At 42.3% G+C, this 20,186-nt stretch carries 21 protein-coding genes, 1 tRNA gene and 1 pseudogene; 14 read left to right on the top strand and 9 right to left on the bottom strand.

What is annotated here, in order from left to right:
- Window positions 1-50 precede the first annotated feature (50 nt).
- Window positions 51-1,415, bottom strand: a complete 1,365-nt coding sequence (locus tag HED67_RS16135) for a short-chain fatty acid transporter (RefSeq protein ID WP_221718881.1) — start codon at window positions 1,413-1,415, stop codon at window positions 51-53.
- A gap of 144 nt (window positions 1,416-1,559) precedes the next feature.
- Here HED67_RS16135 and HED67_RS16130 point away from each other — a divergent pair, with 144 nt between their 5' ends.
- Window positions 1,560-2,417 carry a helix-turn-helix transcriptional regulator gene (locus HED67_RS16130; RefSeq protein ID WP_178440398.1) on the top strand — a complete coding sequence of 286 codons (858 nt, stop codon included), beginning with the start codon at window positions 1,560-1,562 and terminating at the stop codon, window positions 2,415-2,417.
- A 163-nt stretch (window positions 2,418-2,580) separates the two neighbouring features.
- Window positions 2,581-2,871, top strand: coding sequence for a YerC/YecD family TrpR-related protein (locus HED67_RS16125; protein ID WP_178440400.1), 291 nt, complete (start codon window positions 2,581-2,583; stop codon window positions 2,869-2,871).
- A gap of 35 nt (window positions 2,872-2,906) precedes the next feature.
- Here HED67_RS16125 and HED67_RS16120 read toward each other — a convergent pair whose 3' ends face one another.
- Window positions 2,907-3,506, bottom strand: coding sequence for a DUF1836 domain-containing protein (locus HED67_RS16120; protein WP_221718880.1), 600 nt, complete (start codon window positions 3,504-3,506; stop codon window positions 2,907-2,909).
- A gap of 249 nt (window positions 3,507-3,755) precedes the next feature.
- Here HED67_RS16120 and HED67_RS16115 point away from each other — a divergent pair, with 249 nt between their 5' ends.
- The 4 genes from HED67_RS16115 to HED67_RS16100 all read left to right on the top strand — a co-directional run bounded on the left by HED67_RS16115 (window position 3,756) and on the right by HED67_RS16100 (window position 6,276).
- Window positions 3,756-4,106: a cupin domain-containing protein gene (locus HED67_RS16115; protein WP_178440403.1), complete on the top strand. Its 351-nt coding sequence runs from the start codon at window positions 3,756-3,758 to the stop codon at window positions 4,104-4,106.
- A gap of 21 nt (window positions 4,107-4,127) precedes the next feature.
- Entirely contained in the window at window positions 4,128-4,703 is a 576-nt protein-coding gene (locus HED67_RS16110) for a hypothetical protein (RefSeq protein ID WP_221718879.1), read from the top strand.
- Between the two features lie 258 nt (window positions 4,704-4,961).
- Complete coding sequence (locus HED67_RS16105) at window positions 4,962-5,561, top strand: YczE/YyaS/YitT family protein (RefSeq protein WP_221718878.1); 600 nt, start codon at window positions 4,962-4,964, stop codon at window positions 5,559-5,561.
- A gap of 16 nt (window positions 5,562-5,577) precedes the next feature.
- The gene (locus HED67_RS16100) at window positions 5,578-6,276 is read left to right on the top strand and encodes a hypothetical protein (RefSeq protein ID WP_221718877.1); all 699 of its coding nucleotides are present in this window, start codon (window positions 5,578-5,580) and stop codon (window positions 6,274-6,276) included.
- A 115-nt stretch (window positions 6,277-6,391) separates the two neighbouring features.
- Here HED67_RS16100 and HED67_RS16095 read toward each other — a convergent pair whose 3' ends face one another.
- Complete coding sequence (locus tag HED67_RS16095) at window positions 6,392-7,393, bottom strand: ABC transporter substrate-binding protein (RefSeq protein ID WP_178440407.1); 1,002 nt, start codon at window positions 7,391-7,393, stop codon at window positions 6,392-6,394.
- A 180-nt stretch (window positions 7,394-7,573) separates the two neighbouring features.
- Here HED67_RS16095 and HED67_RS16090 point away from each other — a divergent pair.
- Window positions 7,574-8,005, top strand: a pseudogene (locus tag HED67_RS16090) (FKBP-type peptidyl-prolyl cis-trans isomerase); the annotation flags it as partial.
- Window positions 8,006-8,153: 148 nt separating this feature from the next.
- On the opposite strand, the gene HED67_RS16085 reads toward HED67_RS16090, so the two are convergent.
- From HED67_RS16085 to HED67_RS16075, 3 genes are read right to left on the bottom strand one after another with little or no spacing between them, the layout of a single operon-like run.
- Window positions 8,154-8,849, bottom strand: a complete 696-nt coding sequence (locus tag HED67_RS16085; RefSeq protein ID WP_178440411.1) for a YoaK family protein — start codon at window positions 8,847-8,849, stop codon at window positions 8,154-8,156.
- A gap of 51 nt (window positions 8,850-8,900) precedes the next feature.
- Window positions 8,901-10,265, bottom strand: coding sequence for a threonine/serine exporter family protein (locus tag HED67_RS16080; protein ID WP_221718876.1), 1,365 nt, complete (start codon window positions 10,263-10,265; stop codon window positions 8,901-8,903).
- On the bottom strand, window positions 10,252-11,013 hold the full coding sequence (locus HED67_RS16075) for a DUF4866 domain-containing protein (protein ID WP_178440413.1): 762 nt from the start codon (window positions 11,011-11,013) through the stop codon (window positions 10,252-10,254). Before HED67_RS16075 ends, HED67_RS16080 begins: the two co-directional genes overlap by 14 nt.
- A gap of 122 nt (window positions 11,014-11,135) precedes the next feature.
- On the opposite strand from HED67_RS16075, the gene HED67_RS16070 reads away from it, so the two are divergent.
- The gene (locus HED67_RS16070) at window positions 11,136-12,023 is read left to right on the top strand and encodes a LysR family transcriptional regulator (protein ID WP_178440415.1); all 888 of its coding nucleotides are present in this window, start codon (window positions 11,136-11,138) and stop codon (window positions 12,021-12,023) included.
- A 216-nt stretch (window positions 12,024-12,239) separates the two neighbouring features.
- On the top strand, window positions 12,240-12,770 hold the full coding sequence (gene lepB / locus HED67_RS16065) for a signal peptidase I (protein ID WP_178440417.1): 531 nt from the start codon (window positions 12,240-12,242) through the stop codon (window positions 12,768-12,770).
- A 119-nt stretch (window positions 12,771-12,889) separates the two neighbouring features.
- Here lepB and HED67_RS16060 read toward each other — a convergent pair whose 3' ends face one another.
- Both HED67_RS16060 and HED67_RS16055 read right to left on the bottom strand, forming a co-directional pair.
- Window positions 12,890-13,597 carry a S1 RNA-binding domain-containing protein gene (locus HED67_RS16060; RefSeq protein WP_178440419.1) on the bottom strand — a complete coding sequence of 236 codons (708 nt, stop codon included), beginning with the start codon at window positions 13,595-13,597 and terminating at the stop codon, window positions 12,890-12,892.
- A 61-nt stretch (window positions 13,598-13,658) separates the two neighbouring features.
- Window positions 13,659-13,970 carry a DUF4366 domain-containing protein gene (locus tag HED67_RS16055; protein ID WP_178440421.1) on the bottom strand — a complete coding sequence of 104 codons (312 nt, stop codon included), beginning with the start codon at window positions 13,968-13,970 and terminating at the stop codon, window positions 13,659-13,661.
- A 226-nt stretch (window positions 13,971-14,196) separates the two neighbouring features.
- On the opposite strand from HED67_RS16055, the gene asd reads away from it, so the two are divergent.
- The 4 genes from asd to HED67_RS16035 all read left to right on the top strand — a co-directional run bounded on the left by asd (window position 14,197) and on the right by HED67_RS16035 (window position 19,413).
- Window positions 14,197-15,282, top strand: a complete 1,086-nt coding sequence (gene asd / locus HED67_RS16050) for an aspartate-semialdehyde dehydrogenase (protein WP_178440423.1) — start codon at window positions 14,197-14,199, stop codon at window positions 15,280-15,282.
- 226 nt (window positions 15,283-15,508) lie between these two features.
- Window positions 15,509-17,305: a L,D-transpeptidase gene (locus tag HED67_RS16045; protein ID WP_221718875.1), complete on the top strand. Its 1,797-nt coding sequence runs from the start codon at window positions 15,509-15,511 to the stop codon at window positions 17,303-17,305.
- Between the two features lie 68 nt (window positions 17,306-17,373).
- Window positions 17,374-18,426 (top strand): 16S rRNA (cytosine(1402)-N(4))-methyltransferase RsmH, encoded by a 1,053-nt coding sequence (gene rsmH / locus HED67_RS16040; protein WP_221718874.1) that lies wholly within the window; start codon window positions 17,374-17,376, stop codon window positions 18,424-18,426.
- A gap of 99 nt (window positions 18,427-18,525) precedes the next feature.
- Complete coding sequence (locus HED67_RS16035) at window positions 18,526-19,413, top strand: aldose 1-epimerase family protein (protein ID WP_221718873.1); 888 nt, start codon at window positions 18,526-18,528, stop codon at window positions 19,411-19,413.
- A gap of 106 nt (window positions 19,414-19,519) precedes the next feature.
- Here HED67_RS16035 and HED67_RS16030 read toward each other — a convergent pair.
- Window positions 19,520-19,607: transfer RNA gene (locus HED67_RS16030), tRNA-Ser, on the bottom strand.
- 187 nt (window positions 19,608-19,794) lie between these two features.
- On the opposite strand from HED67_RS16030, the gene HED67_RS16025 reads away from it, so the two are divergent.
- Window positions 19,795-20,088, top strand: coding sequence for a hypothetical protein (locus HED67_RS16025; RefSeq protein WP_221718872.1), 294 nt, complete (start codon window positions 19,795-19,797; stop codon window positions 20,086-20,088).
- Window positions 20,089-20,186 lie beyond the last annotated feature (98 nt).

Raw genomic sequence — 20,186 nt, 5'->3', positions numbered from 1 at the left:
CTGCACTGTTAAAAAATCAATTTTTAATTGTTGATGAAATTCTGTTCAAATTAGATCAGACCTACTACAACGAATGTTGCACAAACAATGATACCTGTTAAGATAAGGTCAACAACACAGAATCCCATGATATCTCTTGCACCAAGACCTGCGATACCAAGAGCTGGCAGAGCCCAGAATGGCTGAAGAAGGTTTGTCCAAGCATCGCCCCAGGCAATAGCCATACAGGAAACTGCAGGGTCAAGACCCATTTTAACAGTTGCAGGTAATACGATAGGAGCCTGTACTGCCCACTGGCCGCCGCCTGATGGTACGAAGAAGTTTACAATACCGGCGCTCAGGAATGTAAGCAGAGGGAATGTGATGTTATTGGAAATATCAACGAAGAAGTTACTGATAACACCGGCCAGTGAAGGACCGCCTTCTGTAACTGCACCTGTCATGATACCCATGATACCAGCGTAGAATGGGAACTGAAGAACGATACCGCCGGCGCCCTTAACAGCGTCATTAACAGCCTTAACGTAGTTCAGAGGTGTACCATTCAGTAAAACACCGAGTACAAGGAAGATCAGGTTAACGATGTTCAGGTTCAGTGCGTTCAGAGGATTGCCTGCTGCTGCGAAATACTGAACAAGGTAAACAACACCGATGATAACAACGAGCCATGATAATAGTTTGCAATCTTCAAGTTTTTCAGCCGGAGTAGAAGCTTTTCTAACTGTGACTTCTTCTTCAACAAGTAACTTAGGATCAACTGTAACAACTTCATCTGCTGCCGGATGCATCTTAGCATTCAGTAAAGGCATAAGAATCAGGATAACCAGGCAGGCAATTAAGTTCCATGGAGAAAGAACTGTTCTGTCCATACCGATGGATTCTGTCAGAGCACCACCTGTAGCAGCTGTAACAGCTTCTGTAACTTCTGTGATTGTCAGAGGAATAGAACCTGACAGACCAGCATGCCATACAACGAAGCCTGAGTATGCAGAAGCGATCAACAGACGGTAGTCAACGCCTTTAACCTTCTTGGCAATAGATTTTGCAAGAAGAGCACCAACAACCAGACCGAAGCCCCAGTTTAACCATGATGCAACAGTACCAACTACAGTTACAAGAACGATAGCTGAGAAAGGTGTCTTAGCAATGCCTGCAATCTTGTCAAGGAGTCTCTTGACAGGAGGTGCAGTAGCCATAGCTGTACCAAGTACGAGTACGAGAGCCATCTGCATTGAGAATGCTAACAGACTCCAGATGCTCGTGCCCCAGAAGCCTACAACCTGAAGTGGTGTAGCGCCTGCAGCAGGAATTGCTGCGATGAATACAACGATTGTTAATAAGATACAGAAGATAAATGGATCAGGCAAGTATCTCTGTACGATATGTACACAACCATTAGAAATTTTCTTGAGCATAAAAAATTCCTCCCTTTAATTTGAATTGTGCTCTTTGTTATTTTGCAAACAATCTGGTATTATTATAAAACTTTTCTAAACAAATTGAAACTCTAAAAATATGTAATACTATAAAAATATTGAACTTAAAAGGTAAAAAAAGAGATGAAAAAAACCAAATTAACAGAAAAGAATGACAATTTCAGAAAATTAAGTATATATATTGATAACATTATACGCAAAATGGAGAGTTGTGACCGCCAGACACGCTTATTTTTTGATTGTTATGCAATTGTCATTGTGCGCAGCGGAAAACTGCATATTGAAGAGAACGGACAGCAAATTTTGCTGAGACAACATGAGGCGGTCATTTTTGAAAAGGGAAGAATGGCTGTGGGAAAAGCCCTTCAGGATGAAGAATGCTGGATCACATTGATTTTGTTTAATGGTTTAGGGGTGCCGGCCATGCTTGAATATCTTGAAATTGGCGACAGAGAGCGATTTAATATTAACGGGAATGTTTTGTCGGCAGAACTGGATGCCATGATCCAAACCTGGGAGGCCGGAGAGTATTTTCGGTCATCTGTGATGCTTCAGTCGCTGCTTCTGACGGTGAAGAATACTGAAAAGGCCAATTATCAGGATTCGAATCTGAACGAAATTTATCAATATATCCAGGAACATTATGCGGATCCGATGGATCTTAACAGCCTGGCTCAGTTGTATGGTGCCAGTGTCAGCTATTTTTCCAGAGCTTTTAGGCAGCATTTCGGGACATCTCCTATGACATTTGTGAATGAAGTGCGGATGCATTATGCCAGACTGTTTCTGACAGCCACAGAGATGAAGATCCAGGAAATTGCCGGACACTGCGGTTTTGAAAAAATGGAATATTTCTGCTATGTATTCAAGAAAACAGAAGGATGTACACCGTCGCAATATCGCATGAATCGCCGACACGCGGACAAAATTCATCAGGTGGAAGATATTGAACCGGAAGACCGGGTGGATGTGAAGCTCTAAAATTTCGCGACGTGCATGCATAATTTTATAAAGATTTTAGAAATAACTATAGACTTTAATCCTCTAAAATGATAAAATGTGTTTGTGTGTCTCGGACAAGGTTATTGAAGTCCGAACAAATAGAATGAATGATTATTATATAATGAAGGGGATTTGTGACGACATGAACAAAAAAATTAAAACGCCGGAAGTTGAGCAGTTATTCAAAGGCATGCTTTGTCTGAAGAGCGTGGAAGAGTGCTATGAATTCTTCGAGGATATCTGTACGATCAATGAACTGCTGTCATTGTCACAGCGCTTTGAAGTGGCCAGAATGCTTCGCGAGAAGAAGACATACCTTGAGATTGCGGAAAAGACAGGTGCTTCTACTGCAACGATCAGCCGTGTCAACCGTTCACTGAATTATGGCAATGACGGTTATGATATGGTTTTGAATCGTCTGAATGAAGAATAAATATCCAAAATAAAAGGAATGCATAAGCATTCCTTTTATTTTGTTTTCGGGCGTTTGTCCAGAATGGCTTCTATGACCTGCTTTTTGATATAGATATCAAGACAAAGCATACAGATAAAGGTAAATTCACGGAGAGATTCCTGATCTTCCTTCGGTGCATCAGGAAAGAGATCTTCTGACATATGAAATTGAGCCATGACATCCTCAAGTATTTCATGTACAAATATGTCTTCCTTGGAAAACAGTGTTGTGTAAATGGACTCTAGATTTAACTCCGTGTCCTTGTGAAAGTATTTGTCTGTCAGGGGTCCGAGAATCGTCTGTATATCGCTGATCGGCAGGAAATTCTTAAAATAATAGATAAAGATCATGAGCAGAATGTGATCCCTGGAATATTTCTTCCGGTCAGGAGGCGGGAGCAGGTGGTTTTTGGTGTAATTGTTGATCATTGTCTTGGTCATAATCTTGTCATCTTCAAAACGGGTTGTTTTGGAAAGATGCCGTGTAAGAAATGTGGTGATCTGGTCTACATAGAGATCAAGGTCCGGCAGCATGGAGGCTTTAATATAACTGCCGTCGGTGTAGCGGCTGAACACTTCTTCAATGATTGTCTGAATCGCGTTATCTTTTTCCATGATAGAGCTGGGTCCTTTCATAATGTTCGAAATTAAGTATAGCAGCAGGAAAATCCTGAAAATTATCGGGTATCTCTATATAGTATAGTCTATGAAGTGGCTAAAGGTCAATTAAAAAATGTAGGATGTAGTAATGGAAACCATATAGAGGAAGGACTTGCATTCATTGCGTACAGATGGTATGCTAAAAGATGTAATATCCGGTCTTTGAAAGGCAGGACAAGAGGAATGAACAGGAGGTATACAACAATGGTTAAACGTGCGGAAGATATGGTGAAATTATATAATGAGCATATGCGCGGCGGTGATGGAACAGTGGAGATCATCCGTTATCTTGAACCGGAAGAATTCAATGGCAATGCGAAAATGATCGCAAAACTGGTGTTTAAGCCTGGATGTTCCATTGGTGAACATATACATGAAGGAGAAGAAGAGATTATCTGTATTGCAAAGGGAACAGCAATCTACAATGACAACGGTACAATGACAACACTGCATGAAGGGGATTCCTGTGTTTGTCTTGGTGGACAGACACATGGTATCAGAAATGCATCTGAGACAGAGGATCTGGAAGCCTTTGCAGTAATACTTCTGTATTAGGTTATGCAGGATATGAAGAGAATGAAGACTGGAAGAACACGGACTCTTCTGATCGTTCTGACACTGATTGTTATTCTGGCCGGGTGCGGTAAGGATAACAGTCAGGCAACAGAAGTTCCGGTAGATCTGGTTTCTGAGATTGCAGGGGAGATCAGCAGCGAAGCCGAGACTATGGCCATGGATGAGACTGTTCAGAATAATTACAGGGTTCTTCTGGATGGTGCGTCAGATACGGATGCGGTGTATTATCTTGTGGACATTACCGGTGATGGTTCACCGGAGTTGATTGTCGGTACAGAGATGATGAATGTGTACTCATGCAATCAGGGAGCAGTAACGACAATTGGTTCTATGACGATCAATACGGCTTATTTGTCACAGCAGTATGGTTTTCTTGCCTTCATCAAGAAAGATGATCAGTACGAACTGGTACAGTATAAGTATAACGGAGAGATGATTACAGAAAACATCCTTGTTTCTGCTGTCTCTGAGTCAGATTACAGGGATCAGGCATCCCGGTATCTGTCCGATGCCAGAGAAATGAAAGCGTATGCGTTGGATGACAGAACGCCTTTCGGTGATGAAGCTGCCGAATAGACCGCAGTGCTTGAAGATAATAAACAGAGCATTTATCAATACAAAAAATTATTGACAAATGCTCTGAAAGTATGTATGATAAATTTAAATGAATACGGAGCTTGTCTCGGCAAACGAATAATGAAGGCTATAGATTTCTACTGTTTCTGAACATAACAGTTAAGTCTATAGTTTTTTTTATGCAGATAATGAGTGCGATTGGTTAAGAGCAGATTGTTTTCGTTTGTTTTAGTATCCGTACAGAAAGAGGTTATAGCAATGGGAAGAATGGGATGGATAAAAAAGATAATGATTATTGTGCTGGGATCGATGCTTGCAGCATATGGCATCACGTTGGCCTTGTATGCAGGATTTGGAGGGGCGACCCTCGCAATCGTATGGCAGGGCATGTCAAAAACATTTCATATAAGTATTGGTATGGCTTCTTTGATAGTGGCTTTGATAATGATAGTTTTTGTATTTTTTTATGATCGTTCACAGCTGAATATCGGCACAATCTTGTATCAGTTTGTGTACAGTTTTTGTGTAGATTTATTTGCAGATGCCCATGTATATAGTTCACATTTATGGCTAAATGCAATCATTATGATATTAGGAGTTATGTTGTTTGCTGTCGGTACCGGATTTTATGCATCAGCGTCTATGGGGCGGGGCTCGTATGAGGCTCTAACTTTTTCGCTTGCCGAGAAGAATCACTGGCAGGTGAAAGGTGTGCGGATGGTACTGGATGTTTTGATGGTGATTGTCGGTGTTGTATTAGGCGGAAAGTTTGGTATATGTGCAATAGCCACTATTCTGTTTTCTGGTCCGGTTATTCAGTTTACAACTGCAAAAACAAAAAAGTTATTAGCAATATAACACGAGGTACTTTAAAGTGAATTTTGAGAAAATAAATAACAGTCAGTGGGATATGAATTATGCGAGTGTATCATTTGTTATTCAGTGGATAAATAGTACAGGACATTTGGATATTGTTGATATGGGGTGGTCGAAAAATCTGATATTACGTCGTTTGACTGCTGTGATAAAAACGCAGTTTATAAGCCCGACAAATCAAATATATGAAAAATATCTTGTAAAAAATACAACGGTAAAAGAAAGAAAAAGATATGTTGAGAAGCTGAACGGAAGATGGTATTCAATAACAGCACCTTTTAATGGATATATTAAGGGAAAATGTGAAATTGATGAAGGATTTAAGCTGATTTGGAGAGAATTTCTGCGGGAAGAGAAGAAAAAACTTGAAATATCGGATGTCAGACGACAAAGCAGAGTATCCAGGGCGTTTGATGAGATAGGAGAGATACTTGCAGCAATGACAGAAAATTGCAAAGGCCAGGAGAAGGACAGTCAAAATAGCTGTGATGAGTTTGCAGAAAGGATACGTGCAGTCAGTGCAGGAAAATCAGAAGAAGCGTTTGTGGACAGACTGATTTCTTTTTACTGTTATGAAATAGAGAAAGCCTGTGCAAACCGAGATATGGCATTACTGGAAGAACTGACTATGGACTGGTGTCCGAATGGGCTGCTGCATGATTATGTGTGGCAAAAAATAAAAGTTGCGGGTCAGTAATTTTGGCATCAAAATAACCTCAAAATCCAAAATCAGTTTTTGAATAGGATGGATTTTGGATTTTGAGGTTACTGCTGTTTAAAAGAGATATTTATCTCGGAGATTTAGTGTTATTTCATTCTTGAACAGCTTTTTCAGCAAATTCTGTTGTAATAAGAGTATCATAATCTATCCGCTTAGTCAGTTCACCGGCCTGGTCAAGGATGTTCTGTAGCAGTGTAAAGGATTTTTCAGTGAAAACACAGTCTTCTTTCCAGGTATCCTGTGCAGCATAGCGGTCGATGATAGCAACAAGCTTGTTATTATCGGTTTCTGCAAACTGAGGCTGGATGATATCAGCGATTTCTGCAGGAGTGTGGCTGCTAACGTAATCAAGACCTTTTTGGATGGCATTGGTAAATGCCTGGATGATGTCAGGATGAGTCTTAATATAGCTTTCAAGGGCCGAGAAACAGGTATATGGGACATAGCCGGAGTCTTCACCGAGAGAAGCAATGACATGACCATTGTCGTTCATTTCCAGAGAAGTGGCGAATGGTTCAAATTCAACAGTATAATCAGCGGTGCCACTGGCGAATGCTTCAGCAGTCAGGCCGAAATCCACATTCTGGATGATGGTTAGGTCAGTTTTCGGGTCAATATTGTTCAGGGTTAAAACATATTCAAAAATCATTTCTGGCATGCCACCTGCCCTGCCACCCAGAACGGTTTTGCCTTTTAAATCCTGCCATGTGAAGTCTGGTTCTTTATCCCTTGCAACAAGGAAGTTGCCGGCACGTTGGGTCAGCTGGGCAAAATTGACAGCATAGTTCTGTGCCCCTTGGTTATAGACATAGATAGTGGCTTCGGGCCCCATAAAGCCAATATCCGCGTCGCCGGATATGAGAGATGTCATTACATTATCTGCACCGGAACCGTTCACCAGAGTAATATCCAGGCCTTCATCGGCAAAGTAGCCTTTTTCGATAGCCACATACATGGGAGCATAGAAGATGGAATGGGCCACTTCATTGAGGGTGACCGGTGTCAGGTCAGAGTTTTTTTGTGAGCAGCTTGTAAAGACCATGGTGAGGCAGCCAAGCAGTGCAGCCACGGAGAAGAATTTTTTTAAATGCATACGGAAGATACCTCTAGGAAATTCTACTTTAATAGTATGACTTTCGAATAAAAGAGTGAAACCAATGATTTTATAAAATTTTTACTTGTGAAATGCCCTGCGGTAGTGTACTCTTAGAAGAAGACATCATGTCGAATAGTAAATGGATAAATGGAGGATTTTTCAATCATGGAAAATACAATGACAGGACGCAACGTAGGTAAAACATGCCGTACCCATTATAGAGGTACTTTTAACGACGGCACACAGTTTGATTCATCTTATGATCGTGGTGAACCGCTGGAATTCGTATGCGGTGCGGGACAGATGATCAAAGGCTTTGATGCAGCAGTGGCAGATATGGAAGTCGGTGAGATCAAAGAAATCCATCTGATGCCGGAAGAAGCTTATGGTATGCCGGATCCTAATGCAATTATTGAAGTTGAGATTGCACAGCTGCCTGGTTCAGAGGACCTGGAAGTTGGCCAGCAGGTTTATCTGACAAATCAGTATGGCCAGCCTTTCCTTGTAAAGGTAACTGGCAAGGACGAAAAGATGATTACTTTTGATGCTAATCATGAGATGGCAGGCAAAGAACTGAATTTCAAAATCGAACTTGTAGAAGTGAAATAAGAAAGTTAAATAGAATACAGGTTTGATCTGTATAAGATACGAATGTGAAAAAGTGCCCTGAAGGTAGATTCAGGACACTTTTTTTCCATAGGTATTATTGCCTGTAAGATATAAAGGATAGATAAAAAATGAAAAGAAGTGGGCTTATTTAAAGTGTCATCGGTTCCATATGTTCTGTCTGTTCTTCTTTGATAAACATCATAAGAAATCCGATTAGAAGAAGCATACAGGAAATCCATATGGTTCGCATGCCGAAAATTGTAATGCCGTAACCGCCGATACCTGCACCGATGGCAAAGAGTAAAATGATTCCCCAGTAGCACAGGGATTTGCGCAGAGTGTTTTTATCACGGGTACGGATAAAAGCACATAAGGCATCTGTGCCGCTTCGGATGTTGCCGATGCACATGGTGCTGGCGAAAGCATATCCGTTGACTTTACGAAAGCTCTGAACCTGCATGGCACATGAGAATGAAACCATGGCATTGGCTAGCAGATTCAGTCTTGTCGGCAGAAATCCAACAACCAGCAAAAGAAGAATCTCAAGTACGAGAACCAGTTGGCGCCAATGGATATGTTGGATACGCTGAAATTTGACGTGGATACATTCAGCGATGGCGATGCCCAGGGCAAAAAACAAGAGAGGCACAAGGTAATGGATGGCCCGGCCAAAGTCTTTATCGATAATGCTTTGGCTCAGCAGGACAATATTGCCTGTCTGGGCATTGGCAAAGACTTTTCCACGAAAAATATAAGTATAAGCGTCCTGCAATCCTCCTGACACTGACAAAAAGGCAGCAGTCAGGAAAGATTCGGACATTTGTTTGTGGTGCTTGAAACTCATTGATGATTCCTCCAGTAAAAATTATCAGTTATTGTCTTAGTACTTGCCGGGTTAAGTACAATAACGGAATGTGCGGTCAGTCAGGATTCTTGCGAAGATTAGGCCAAGGGGGAGAGCGGCTATGATCATAATCGCTGCTGCAAACCACGAAACGGATTCGTTCAGGGACATAATGCCAAGATTATAGATGGCACGATAAAGGTAAAGCCCCGGAACCATGATCACAATGGAAGGAACAGTGATAGATATTCTTGGATAACCATGATTTCGTTTAATAATGGATGCAAGTAAACCTGCTGTCAGTGCGCCGATGAAAGCGGCTTCCGCAGATGGCATCTGGGTGAAATCAATGAGTTCAAGTCGTAATGTGTTGGCAGCAGCGCCAATTAGTGCAGCAGTGGCTGCGATAGGAATGGCGCTGTTGAACATGATCGAGAAACCGAAAACGCCGCAGAAGCTAGTAATGATCCGAAGAAACATATGTAAGATGGGATCAATGTTCATGGCAGCAAAATCAACGGGTTTCAATTTCAGTAGTAAAGCCATGATCCATGCAAACATTGTGGCAACAAGCACAATAATGATCGCGTAGGTCAGACGTTCCAGACCGGAACGAAGATCCAGTTTGGCAAGGTCAATGCCGCTTGTAATAAAGGGAAAGCCCGGAATGATAAATAACATGGAACAGATATAGCCTGCTTCATGGAATGAGGAGATGCCGAAGCAGACCTCAGACAACTTCAAAAGCAGTGCATAAACCAGGCAGGCAGCCGATATGGAGGCTGCAATATTTAAAAACAATGTATAGTGGTGTTTAATCAGCTTTGTACGGATAAAATTACCGATACCGGCTGCAATAAAGGCCAGTATCATTTCCACAGGGCCGCCGCCAAGTAAAAATGTAAAGGCGCTGCAGGCCAGTGCTGCTGCAAAACCAAGTTTTACAGGTGAATACAGACCGTGGATTTCTTCAATTTCATCCAGTCTTTTATGGATTTCTTCACCGGTAAGTTTGGCTTCCATTGTCGGAAAAGAATCTACGAATTGTTCCATTCGATACAGCTTAGATGTATTGACACCGGTATTGGCGATGCTGAGAGACTGTGAAACGCAGTCTTTGCCGTCAAAGCAGTTGAATGAAATGGACATTAATCCAACATCAACAGTACAGGTCACACCAAGTTCTTTGGACAAACGGTTCATGGAAGTACGGACGCGCCATGCACCGGTGCCGCAGGAAAGCATGATCAGACCTACACGGCCGATGACAGAGGATTTCTCAATCAATCCAGTCTGACTGATGATAACATGGCTGTCAGCATCTGCATAATCATGCCATGGAATTTCCATATGGTTTTTTTCCATGATATCAACATAAGAAGCGGCAGATGCTGATGCAGTATTATTTTTGCGCATAGATAATCGCCTCGGCTTTTTCAATATGTTTCTCCAGATGTTTCAGAAAATGAGAGTTCGGTAAAAATATGCCGATTTCGTCATATCGTTTATTATGTTCTACCAGTGTGTCCTGTCCATAAAAGACATAGGCCATCGGCAGCTCTTTTTCCAGTGCGATCATGATATCCCAGACAGCAGCATAGGCCTCTGCCTCGGTTTCTTTGAGTTTTACTGTGTCCGGAAGTTCACGGATCAGAAGAATGCCTGTTGTGATCTCAAGAATCTTCTGCTCGATATTCATATGGTTTGGACCGTAATCATGGCTGTAGCGATAGGCTTGAGCCAGAAAAATGTTTCTATCTGATTCAAGAGCATGATAAATTTTCTGGAAAGAAGTGTATTCTTTTTTATAAAAAGGATTAGCATATTCTGGTAATAAAAGACCTTTTTCATCGGTCATGATAATCGGATTCTGTTTGCCGTCTGCATTGAAACGGTAAGGAATCAGAAAAGAATTCCGAAGAAGGTCAAAAATAGTATTCTGGCAAATGCCCATCAAAAATGCGGACAAATCTCTATTCTTATAGGATTCAAATAAAGCTTTGGAAAATTCTTCGGGTGAAAGGGGATGATCAAATTCATCATTACAAAATAGAAAATCGCAGAATGTTGCCTGAAGTTTTTCACAAGCCCATGGATCATTTAAAATTTTTTGAAATAATATATCTGAATGCTCTTCCCGAGGAAAAATCGTTTTTTCTTCCATTATTTATTACACGTCCTTCCTTGATTTTCATATTTTGTTCGATTATACTATGAATGTAGAAATAAGTAAAAACTATAATTGATATGATATCGATTATGTTTTGATATGTCTGGAGTAAAAGTATGAATGTCAATTTTGAGTATTATCGGATTTTTTATTATGTGGCCAAGTACCGCAATTTTACAAAGGCGGCCAGAGTCCTGGGAAATAGTCAGCCGAATATTACGAGAGCGATGAACTGTCTGGAGCAGCAGGTACATGCGACGTTGTTTATTCGGACAAACAGAGGTGTTCAGCTGACATCGGAAGGAGAGGAACTTTATAATTATGTATCTGCTGCGATGATTCAGATTTTTGCGGCGGAAAAGGCTCTTTCGGAAAATGATGGCCTGCTGCACGGTAAAATCGCAGTGGGAACAAGTGAGACGGCTTTGAATATCTTTCTTCTGGATAAGCTCAAAGCATTTCATCAGGAGTATCCGGGTATCCGGTTGAAGTTGTATAATTATTCGACACCGCAGGCTATGGAGGCGATTAGGAGCGGGAAGGTTGACTTTGCTGTTGTGACGACACCGGTAGAGGCGACAGGACCTCTGAAAGTCGTGACACTGCAGTCTTTTAATGAAATCCTTGTGAGCGGAAGAACATTTGACAGATTAAAGGATCGAATCGTTAGTCTGACCGATTTGAAAGACGATTCATTGATCGGACTCGGAAGAGAAACAATGACATTTAAGTTTTATAATCAGTTTTTTCTGGAGCACGGCCTTGAATTTGTGCCAGACATTGAAGTGGCAACCTCCGATCAGATTCTTCCGATGGTCAAGTCTGAACTTGGACTTGCATTTATACCGGAACCGATGGCACGGGAGGCGGTTAAGAAGCAGGAAGTTGTCAAGATTCCGCTTCAGGAAGAGATACCAAAGCGGGAGATATGTCTGGTATATGATTATCAGCATCCCCTTAATTCAGCAGCAAGACAGTTTATTGCAATGTGCAGGGAGATCTGAAGGGCAATGATGGGAAAATTGGATCATAAGCATTCTTATATGCCAATTTTTTGGGTATCTCTTGTGGCACCGATTTTGATCGCACTGCTGGGTGTGTTCTTTATCTAATAAATGTTTGTCATTTTCCCATGTATATGTTATAATGTAATGCATATTTCATTGCGTTTAATGCTTTAAATGAATGAAGACCTATACAGTGAGGAGACGAGAAAGTTTATGTCTGAGGAGAAGAAAACCTCCATAAAAGCCGAAGTGTTCAGCTGGGTCAAGGTGATTGTTTCAGCGATTATAATTGCTCTGCTTGTGGACTTTTTTATTATAGCGAATGCGGTTGTACCTACCGGATCGATGGAAACAACGATCCCTGCCGGATCCAGGATCATGGGACTTCGATTGTATTACGATTTTAATGAACCGGAGAGAGGCGATATCGTTATTTTCAAATACCCGGATGATGAGAGTGTTGATTATCTGAAGCGTATTATCGGCCTGCCGGGAGAAACAGTAGAAATAATCAGTGGTAAGGTCTATATTAATGGTGAATTGCTGGATGAGCCTTATCTGAGTGAGGAGCCGACAGGTGATTTCGGGCCTTATCAGGTGCCGGAGGACAGTTATTTCATGTTGGGAGATAATAGGGCTGTTTCGAAGGATTCCAGGTACTGGCACAATACCTATGTGAAGAAGGATAAGATCATAGCGAAGGCCTTTGTGATGTATTGGCCGTCATTGAAGTGGCTGGGTTAATTGAATATGTGATGAAAGAAGGGCTGCTTTTTGAAAAGCAGCCCTTCTTTCATAATATAAAAAATGCCCGAATCAACAATTCTGATGATCCGGGCATTGCATTCCTACGATAATAAAGATTAGTCTAATTTGATGCCTGCAAGTAAGGAAGCAAGGCTTGTTGCTGCCTGACCTTCTTCTTTGTAATTGAAAGCAGGTTCTCTGCTGTCGATTACTTCTGTGTCTGCATCCTGAGCGGCTTTCATGCTGAGGCTGATCTTGCCGTCTTTCTTGCCGATAACCTTCACTTTCACTTCATCGCCGACTTTGACAACTTCGTTTGGTGATTCAATGTGTTTGTTAGCCATCTGTGAGATATGAACAAGACCGGATAAATCATCAGCAAATCCTACGAAAGCACCGAAAGAAGTGATTCTTTCAACTTTACCATCGTAGATATCACCAACATTCACTGCATCAATCTTAGCAGCTCTTGCTTCTGCAGCTTTATCCTGTTCAACAGCTTTGCCTGAGAGAACAAGGCGTTTTTCTTCAGGTTCAACTGTGATGACCTTAACTTCGATAGATTTATCAACCCATTCGTTTAAGTCTTCTACGTAAGCGATGGATAATAAAGAAGCAGGAATAAATCCGCGAACACCCTTTACGTAGGAAATAACACCGGCGTTAACAGCAGCATTAATCTTAACTGTTAAAACTTCGCCGCTTTCCTGCATAGCCTTTAATTCTTCCCATACGGCCGGATCAACTGGTTTGCGGGGCTTTCTGGCTGGCTTCTTAGGCGCTTCTGTGGATGTTACTTCTAATTCTTTTTCTTCTGTACTCATGTTAAAATCTCCTTTAATTAAACTGCCAAAGACAGCAGTATTATTGATAGCTTGATCGCTTCTATTCTTCAGGATCAGCAGCTTCTTCAGCAGATGCTTCTTCTTCCTCAGCAGCTTCTTTGGCTTCTTCGGATGCATCCTCTGTATCAGCAGTATCCTCTGCCTTATTCAGATTCACATATTCACGGGAAGATTCAGCAGGTGTTTCCTCCTCATCATCAAAATCGTCAAAATCATCATCGAAATCATCGTCAAAGTCATCATCGAGATCTTCCTGATGCAGTTTATTCTTGATAAAGTAAACAACTGCGCCGATACCGGCTGCCAGAGCAGCGACAGCTGCCACTACCTTGAATGTCTTTTTTAACTTCATGAACAGTCATCCTTTCTAAAAAAAACAAGTAGACAATCGTCTAATCTGAGTATATGATTTATAATACCACAAATGTGTGAAAATAAAAATAAAATTTTTATATTTTTTATAAAAACAATGCTTGCATTTTGTGAAAAGTTGATGTAGTATACACTAGTGAAAGACAAATGTGTTTCCAATGCGGACATTTTTGAGAGAGAATGAATACGAATAGGAGTCAATTGTTATGAGTGAGAAGTTAAGAGTTGGAATTTTAGGTGCAACAGGTATGGTCGGACAGCGTTTTATCAGTCTACTGGAGAATCACCCATGGTTTGAGGTGACAGCAGTTGCTGCAAGTCCGCGTTCAGCAGGCAAGGCTTATGAAGATGCTGTTGGTGACAGATGGAAGATGGATACACCAATGCCGGAAACTGTTAAGAAGCTTGTTGTCAGAAATGTGTTGGAAGTTGAAGAAATGTGCAAGGATGTGGATTTTGTATTCAGTGCAGTTGATATGTCCAAGGATGAAATTAAGAAGATTGAAGAAGCCTATGCAAAATGTGAGACACCTGTTGTTTCCAACAACAGTGCCCATAGATGGACACCGGATGTACCGATGGTCGTTCCGGAGATCAATCCGGAGCATTTTGAAGTTATTAAGGATCAGAAGAAACGTCTTGGAACAACAAGAGGTTTTATTGCCGTTAAACCGAACTGTTCCATTCAGAGTTATGCACCTGTTTTGACAGCATGGAAAGAATTTGAACCGACAGAAGTTGTTGTTACAACCTATCAGGCTATTTCCGGTGCAGGTAAGACTTTCAAAGACTGGCCGGAGATGGTGGGCAACATTATTCCTTACATTGGCGGTGAAGAAGAGAAGTCCGAGATGGAGCCGTTAAGACTCTGGGGACATATTGAGAATGGTGAGATTGTGAAGGCAGAGAGTCCGATCATCACATCCCAGTGTATCCGTGTCCCTGTATTGAATGGTCATACAGCAGCTGTATTTGTGAAATTTGCCAAGAAGCCGACAAAGGAACAGCTGATCGAGAAACTTGTGAACTTCTCCGGTGAACCTCAGAAACTGGAACTTCCGAGTGCACCAAAGCAGTTCATCCAGTATCTTGAAGAAGATAATCGTCCTCAGGTTACATTGGATGTTGATTACGAACATGGCATGGGCATCTCTGTGGGTCGTCTTCGTGAAGACAAAGTTTACGATTATAAGTTTGTTGGTCTGTCTCATAATACAGTCCGAGGCGCCGCAGGCGGTGCGGTTCTGTGTGCTGAATACCTGACTGCAAAGGGATTTATTGCTGCAAAATAATATAAAACATTCACAACATATAAATATGTACTATCAAAAACAACGAAGGCTGCGGTATTTTTCGCGAGTCTTCGTTGTTTGGTTTTATGGGGAAGACAGTATCTGTTATATGGTTGTTTTGGCAATGAAATGTCATAGTTTCTTAATAAAAAGAATCTATACTTTTTTGAAATCTGTGATATGATAGTAATACTAAAAATGAATGTATCAAGCGGGGGATCTAACGATGAATAAGAAGAAAAGTTTAAAAGCAGCAGGGATCATCGCTGTGGTGATCATTGTGTTGGCAGCCGGATTCGGCGGTTGGTATTTTATGGCAGGAAGTAATGCTTATCAGGATGTTTTTTATCCGGGAACGACGTTGAATAAGATGGATATTGAAGGGCTGACGGTTGATCAGGCGAGAGAGAAACTGGAAGATTCTGTGAAAGATTATTCCCTGACGATTTCTTTCAAGAATGCACAGTGCAGGATCAGCGGACAGGATATTCAGATGGCCTGCAATGACAAAGCCGATATTCAGGCATTGAAGGATCAGCAGAATAAGGTTAGATACAACAAGACAGACAAGGATGCACTGGCACTGACGGTGAAGGATCTTTTTACATATGATAGTGAGGCATTGACGAATCAATTGAAACAATGTGATGCGCTGGATGAAGAGAAGATGATTGAGCCGGAGAATGCGATGCTTGTTTATGATAAAGAGAAGAACAGCTTTTCATTGAGAAATGGAGAGCAGGGAACGAAGATGATTTTTTCTGAAGTTCTGGCAGCAGCAGAGGAAGCTCTGGAAGAGAATCTTTCGGAACTTGATGCAGAGGATGCCGGACTTTATCAGACGGCGGCACTGACGGAGGAATCACCGAAGGCGGCAGATGTATTGAAAGAGGCCGATGATTATCTGAAACTTCATCTGGAATATACTTTTTCAAAGGATGGTAAGGATAAGAAGGAAATCATTGACAGCAAGCTGGTCAGTGAATGGCTTTATGTGGATGATAATGGAGATGTTCAGACAGACCATGATCAGATCCAGGCATGGGTGAATGACATGGCAGATGAATATAATTCAGATAAAGTAAGCATGCAGTTTACAACTACCTCAGGAAGTGAGATATCCCTGAAGGTACCTGTGGGTGGTGAAGCTATTGATACCTCTGCATTATTTAAAGATGTGGTGAAATGCCTGGAGGATAAAGTTTCAGGGGATAGAAAGGTTCCTCATACAGAGAAAGCTTCCGGCATCAGCCAAAATTTCGGCGGCAATTATGTAGAAGTCAATCTGACTGATCAGAAACTGTATCTGTACAAAAAAGGTGAGCTGATCATGTCCTCCAATATTGTATCAGGCAGTGTCAGCAAGTCACATATGACGCCGACAGGGGTTTATCAGGTATACAGCATGGAGAAGAATACCGTGCTCAGAGGAGCGGATTATGCCTCACCGGTATCTTTCTGGATGCCTTTTAATGGTGGTGTCGGTTTCCATGATGCCACATGGAGAAGCAGTTTCGGCGGCACTATTTATCAGTACAATGGTTCCCATGGCTGCATCAACATGCCGTATGATAAAGCAAAGACGCTTTATGAGAATATCAATACAGGTTATTATGTTGTTGTCTATGGCGGTGTCACTTATGTGCCGGGACAGACAACGGACAGAGGTTCATCTTCAGGCAGCAGCTCTTCGGGTCACAAGAAGAATGACAGAGACGACCGGAAGGATGACACGAAGAAGGAAACGAAGAAGGAAAGCGATAAAGAGACAAAGAAAGAGACGAAGGAAACAGAGAAACATACAGAGACAAAGAAACCGGAGACAACTGCGCCGGAGACGAAGAAACCTGAAACAAGTGCACCTGAAACTTCTCAGACAGAAACGAAGGCTCCTGAGACCAGTGCGCCGGATACAAAAGCACCTGAGACGAATCCGCCTGAAACAAGTGCACCGGAACCGCAACCAGAGCCGGAAGCCCCGGAGGAAGGGCTGGTGGATGCTCAGTCTGTATCCGGCATATAACAGATGAAAGATTTCTCCGGCTTCCGAAATAAAGTGCGGGAGTCCGGGATAAGAGAGGAAGAACATATATGGAGAATAATCAACCGGTACACAAAAGGCGGGTGCGCTATAAGGGCACACATCCGAGAAATTACAATGAAAAGTACAAGGAGCTGAATCCTGAGAAGTATGGTGAGACCATTGAGAGAGTGATCCAGAAGGGTGGTACGCCGGCGGGGATGCATATATCCATCATGGTGCAGGAAATTCTTGATTTCCTGCAGATCCAGCCGGGACAGAGAGGTCTGGATGCGACACTGGGCTATGGCGGACACACATCTGCCATGCTCAAATGCCTCAAGGGAGAAGGTCATCTGACGGCCCTGGATGTGGATGCCATTGAGATGGCCAAGACAGAGGAACGTCTGAGAAATCAAGGTTTCGGACCGGATATTCTCACGATCCGCCGGATTAATTTCGCCAATATTGATGAAGTGGCAGCACAGGATGGCAAGTTTGATTTTATTCTGGCTGATCTGGGTGTGTCTTCAATGCAGATTGACAATCCTGAAAGAGGGTTTTCCTACAAATATGACGGACCATTGGATCTCAGACTGGACCAGACAAAGGGAGAGCCGGCATCTGAAAGACTGAAACATGTTACAAAGGATGAGCTTGAAGGAATGCTGATCGAGAATTCAGACGAACCTTTTGCTGCTGAGATCGCAGCAGTGGTGATGCAGGAACTGAAGAAGGGACATTCGGTGGATACGACAGTCAGATTGCGTGAACTGATTGAAAAGGCATTGGTGAAGGTGCCGGCAGCGGAGCGCAAGGAAGCTGTGAAGAAATCCTGTGCCAGGACATTTCAGGCACTTAGGATTGATGTGAACAGTGAGTTTGAGGTTTTGGAAGCGTTTCTCCAGAAATTGCCGGATGTGCTGAATCCGGGAGGCAGAGCAGCTGTGCTGACCTTCCATTCCGGTGAGGATAGATTGGTGAAGAAATCTTTCAAAGAGAATGTAAGAGTCGGTATATACAGTGATGCGGCAAAGGATGTTATCCGTCCATCAGCAGAAGAGTGCAGACGCAACAGCCGTGCCCATTCCACGAAGCTGAGATGGGCTGTCAGAGGACTTTAAACCCGGAAAAGGCCGGCCGCCATAGAGCGGATGACCGAAGGATATTCGAATCCGGCGATTGGTCTCAGGTTAAAAAATAGAAAGAGAAGGCGAAGGGCAATGGGAAGATTCACAATGGAAAATGATCGTTTGGCGGTGACAATTGACGATCTGGGTGCAGAGCTTGTCAGCGTGTATGACAAAAAGTATAAGCGTGAGATCATCTGGCAGGGAGATCCGACCTGGTGGAAACGTCAGGCACCGATTCTTTTCCCCAATGTGGGTAAGTATTATGGCGGCGAGTACCTGTATCAGGGCAGACATTATGTTCAGGATCAGCATGGTTTTGCCAGAGATTATGAGCTGGAACGGATGGAAGAGAGTGGGAATTCTGTAACTCACCGTTTTGTATCAAATGAAGAAACAAGAAAAGGTTATCCTTTTGACTTTGAATTGCTGATCACACACCGGCTGACGGGAGCTGAGGTGGAGATCCAGTGGCAGATAAAAAATACCGGTGATCATGAAATGTACTTTACCATCGGTGGACATCCGGGATTTAATGTTCCGGTTCTTCCCGGAACAGCTTACAGTGATTATGCATTGAAATTTGCAGATGATCAGAATGAACTGAAATATATCCATATCGATATGGCGACAGGCACCGGACTTCCGGACAAGGTTTACACAATGCCGCTGACGGAGCACAAATATCCGTTGAGTAAGGCGTTATTTGATCTGGATGCACTTGTATTTGACGGCGGCCAGATCCAAAAAGCCGGTATTGAGATGCCTGATGGGACGGACTATGTCACTGTTTTGTGTGATGATTTTCCGAATTTCGGCATCTGGGCAGCACCGGGAGCACCTTTTGTGTGTCTGGAGCCATGGTGCGGACGATGTGATAATTTCGGGTATGAAGGTGAATTGAAAGATAAACCGGGAATCAATCATTTGAAAGAGGAAGAAGTCTTTAAAAAAGTGTATACAATTGCTATTGGTGGTTGAAAACTGATCTGAAAAAAAGAGAATCGGTGGATAACCTATGGAATCCATGAAAGAGATTAGTGAAAGAAAAGGGGCTGTTACTGAAGGTAACAGCCTCTTTTGTCAGCGGAGACGATGGGATTCGAACCCATGTGCCGGTTGCCCGACAACTTGATTTCGAGTCAAGCTCGTTATGGCCACTTCGATACGTCTCCAATGCCTATCTATTATACTATGCTTTTGATAGAATTTCAAACATTTTTTTGCCATTTTTGAAAGAAGTGAAAGAAAAGATTATGCAATTCTTCAGAAATTCTTTACAAATCCTTAAGGATACAATGCAATAATAGGTGTCGAGAAGAAAGAGAACTTCTCAAATATAAAGAAAAGGAGATTTTTGAGATGATGAATAAAGGAGCATTTAAAGGCATTTTAAGAAAGGGTCTTGCATTTGGTATGGTTGGCGCTATGGCATTAAGTATTGCAGCATGCGGCGGTAAGAGCGCAGCATCCTCAACAACACCTGCGACAGAAGCTCCTGCAGCAACAGAGGCTCCAGCAGCAACAGAGGCCCCAGCAGCAACAGAAGCAGCACCTGCAACTACAGAGAGCACTGCAGCCGGTACAGTAACAGAAAGTTCTGCAGCCGGTACAACAGCAACAGAAGCCCCTGCTGCAACAGAATCTGCAAAATAAAACGATACATATTCCAAGTGAATAGAACTAAAAAAATAGGCTGTGCCGGTTGTGCACAGCCTGTTTTATTGTTATCATAATATAGCAGATGTGCAGAA

It is taken from the genome of Pseudocoprococcus catus (assembly GCF_019734885.1).
GTDB lineage: Bacteria > Bacillota > Clostridia > Lachnospirales > Lachnospiraceae > Coprococcus_A > Coprococcus_A catus.
The sequence above is the reverse complement of the archived record's forward strand: the minus strand, read 5'-3'. Positions and strand labels throughout refer to the sequence as shown.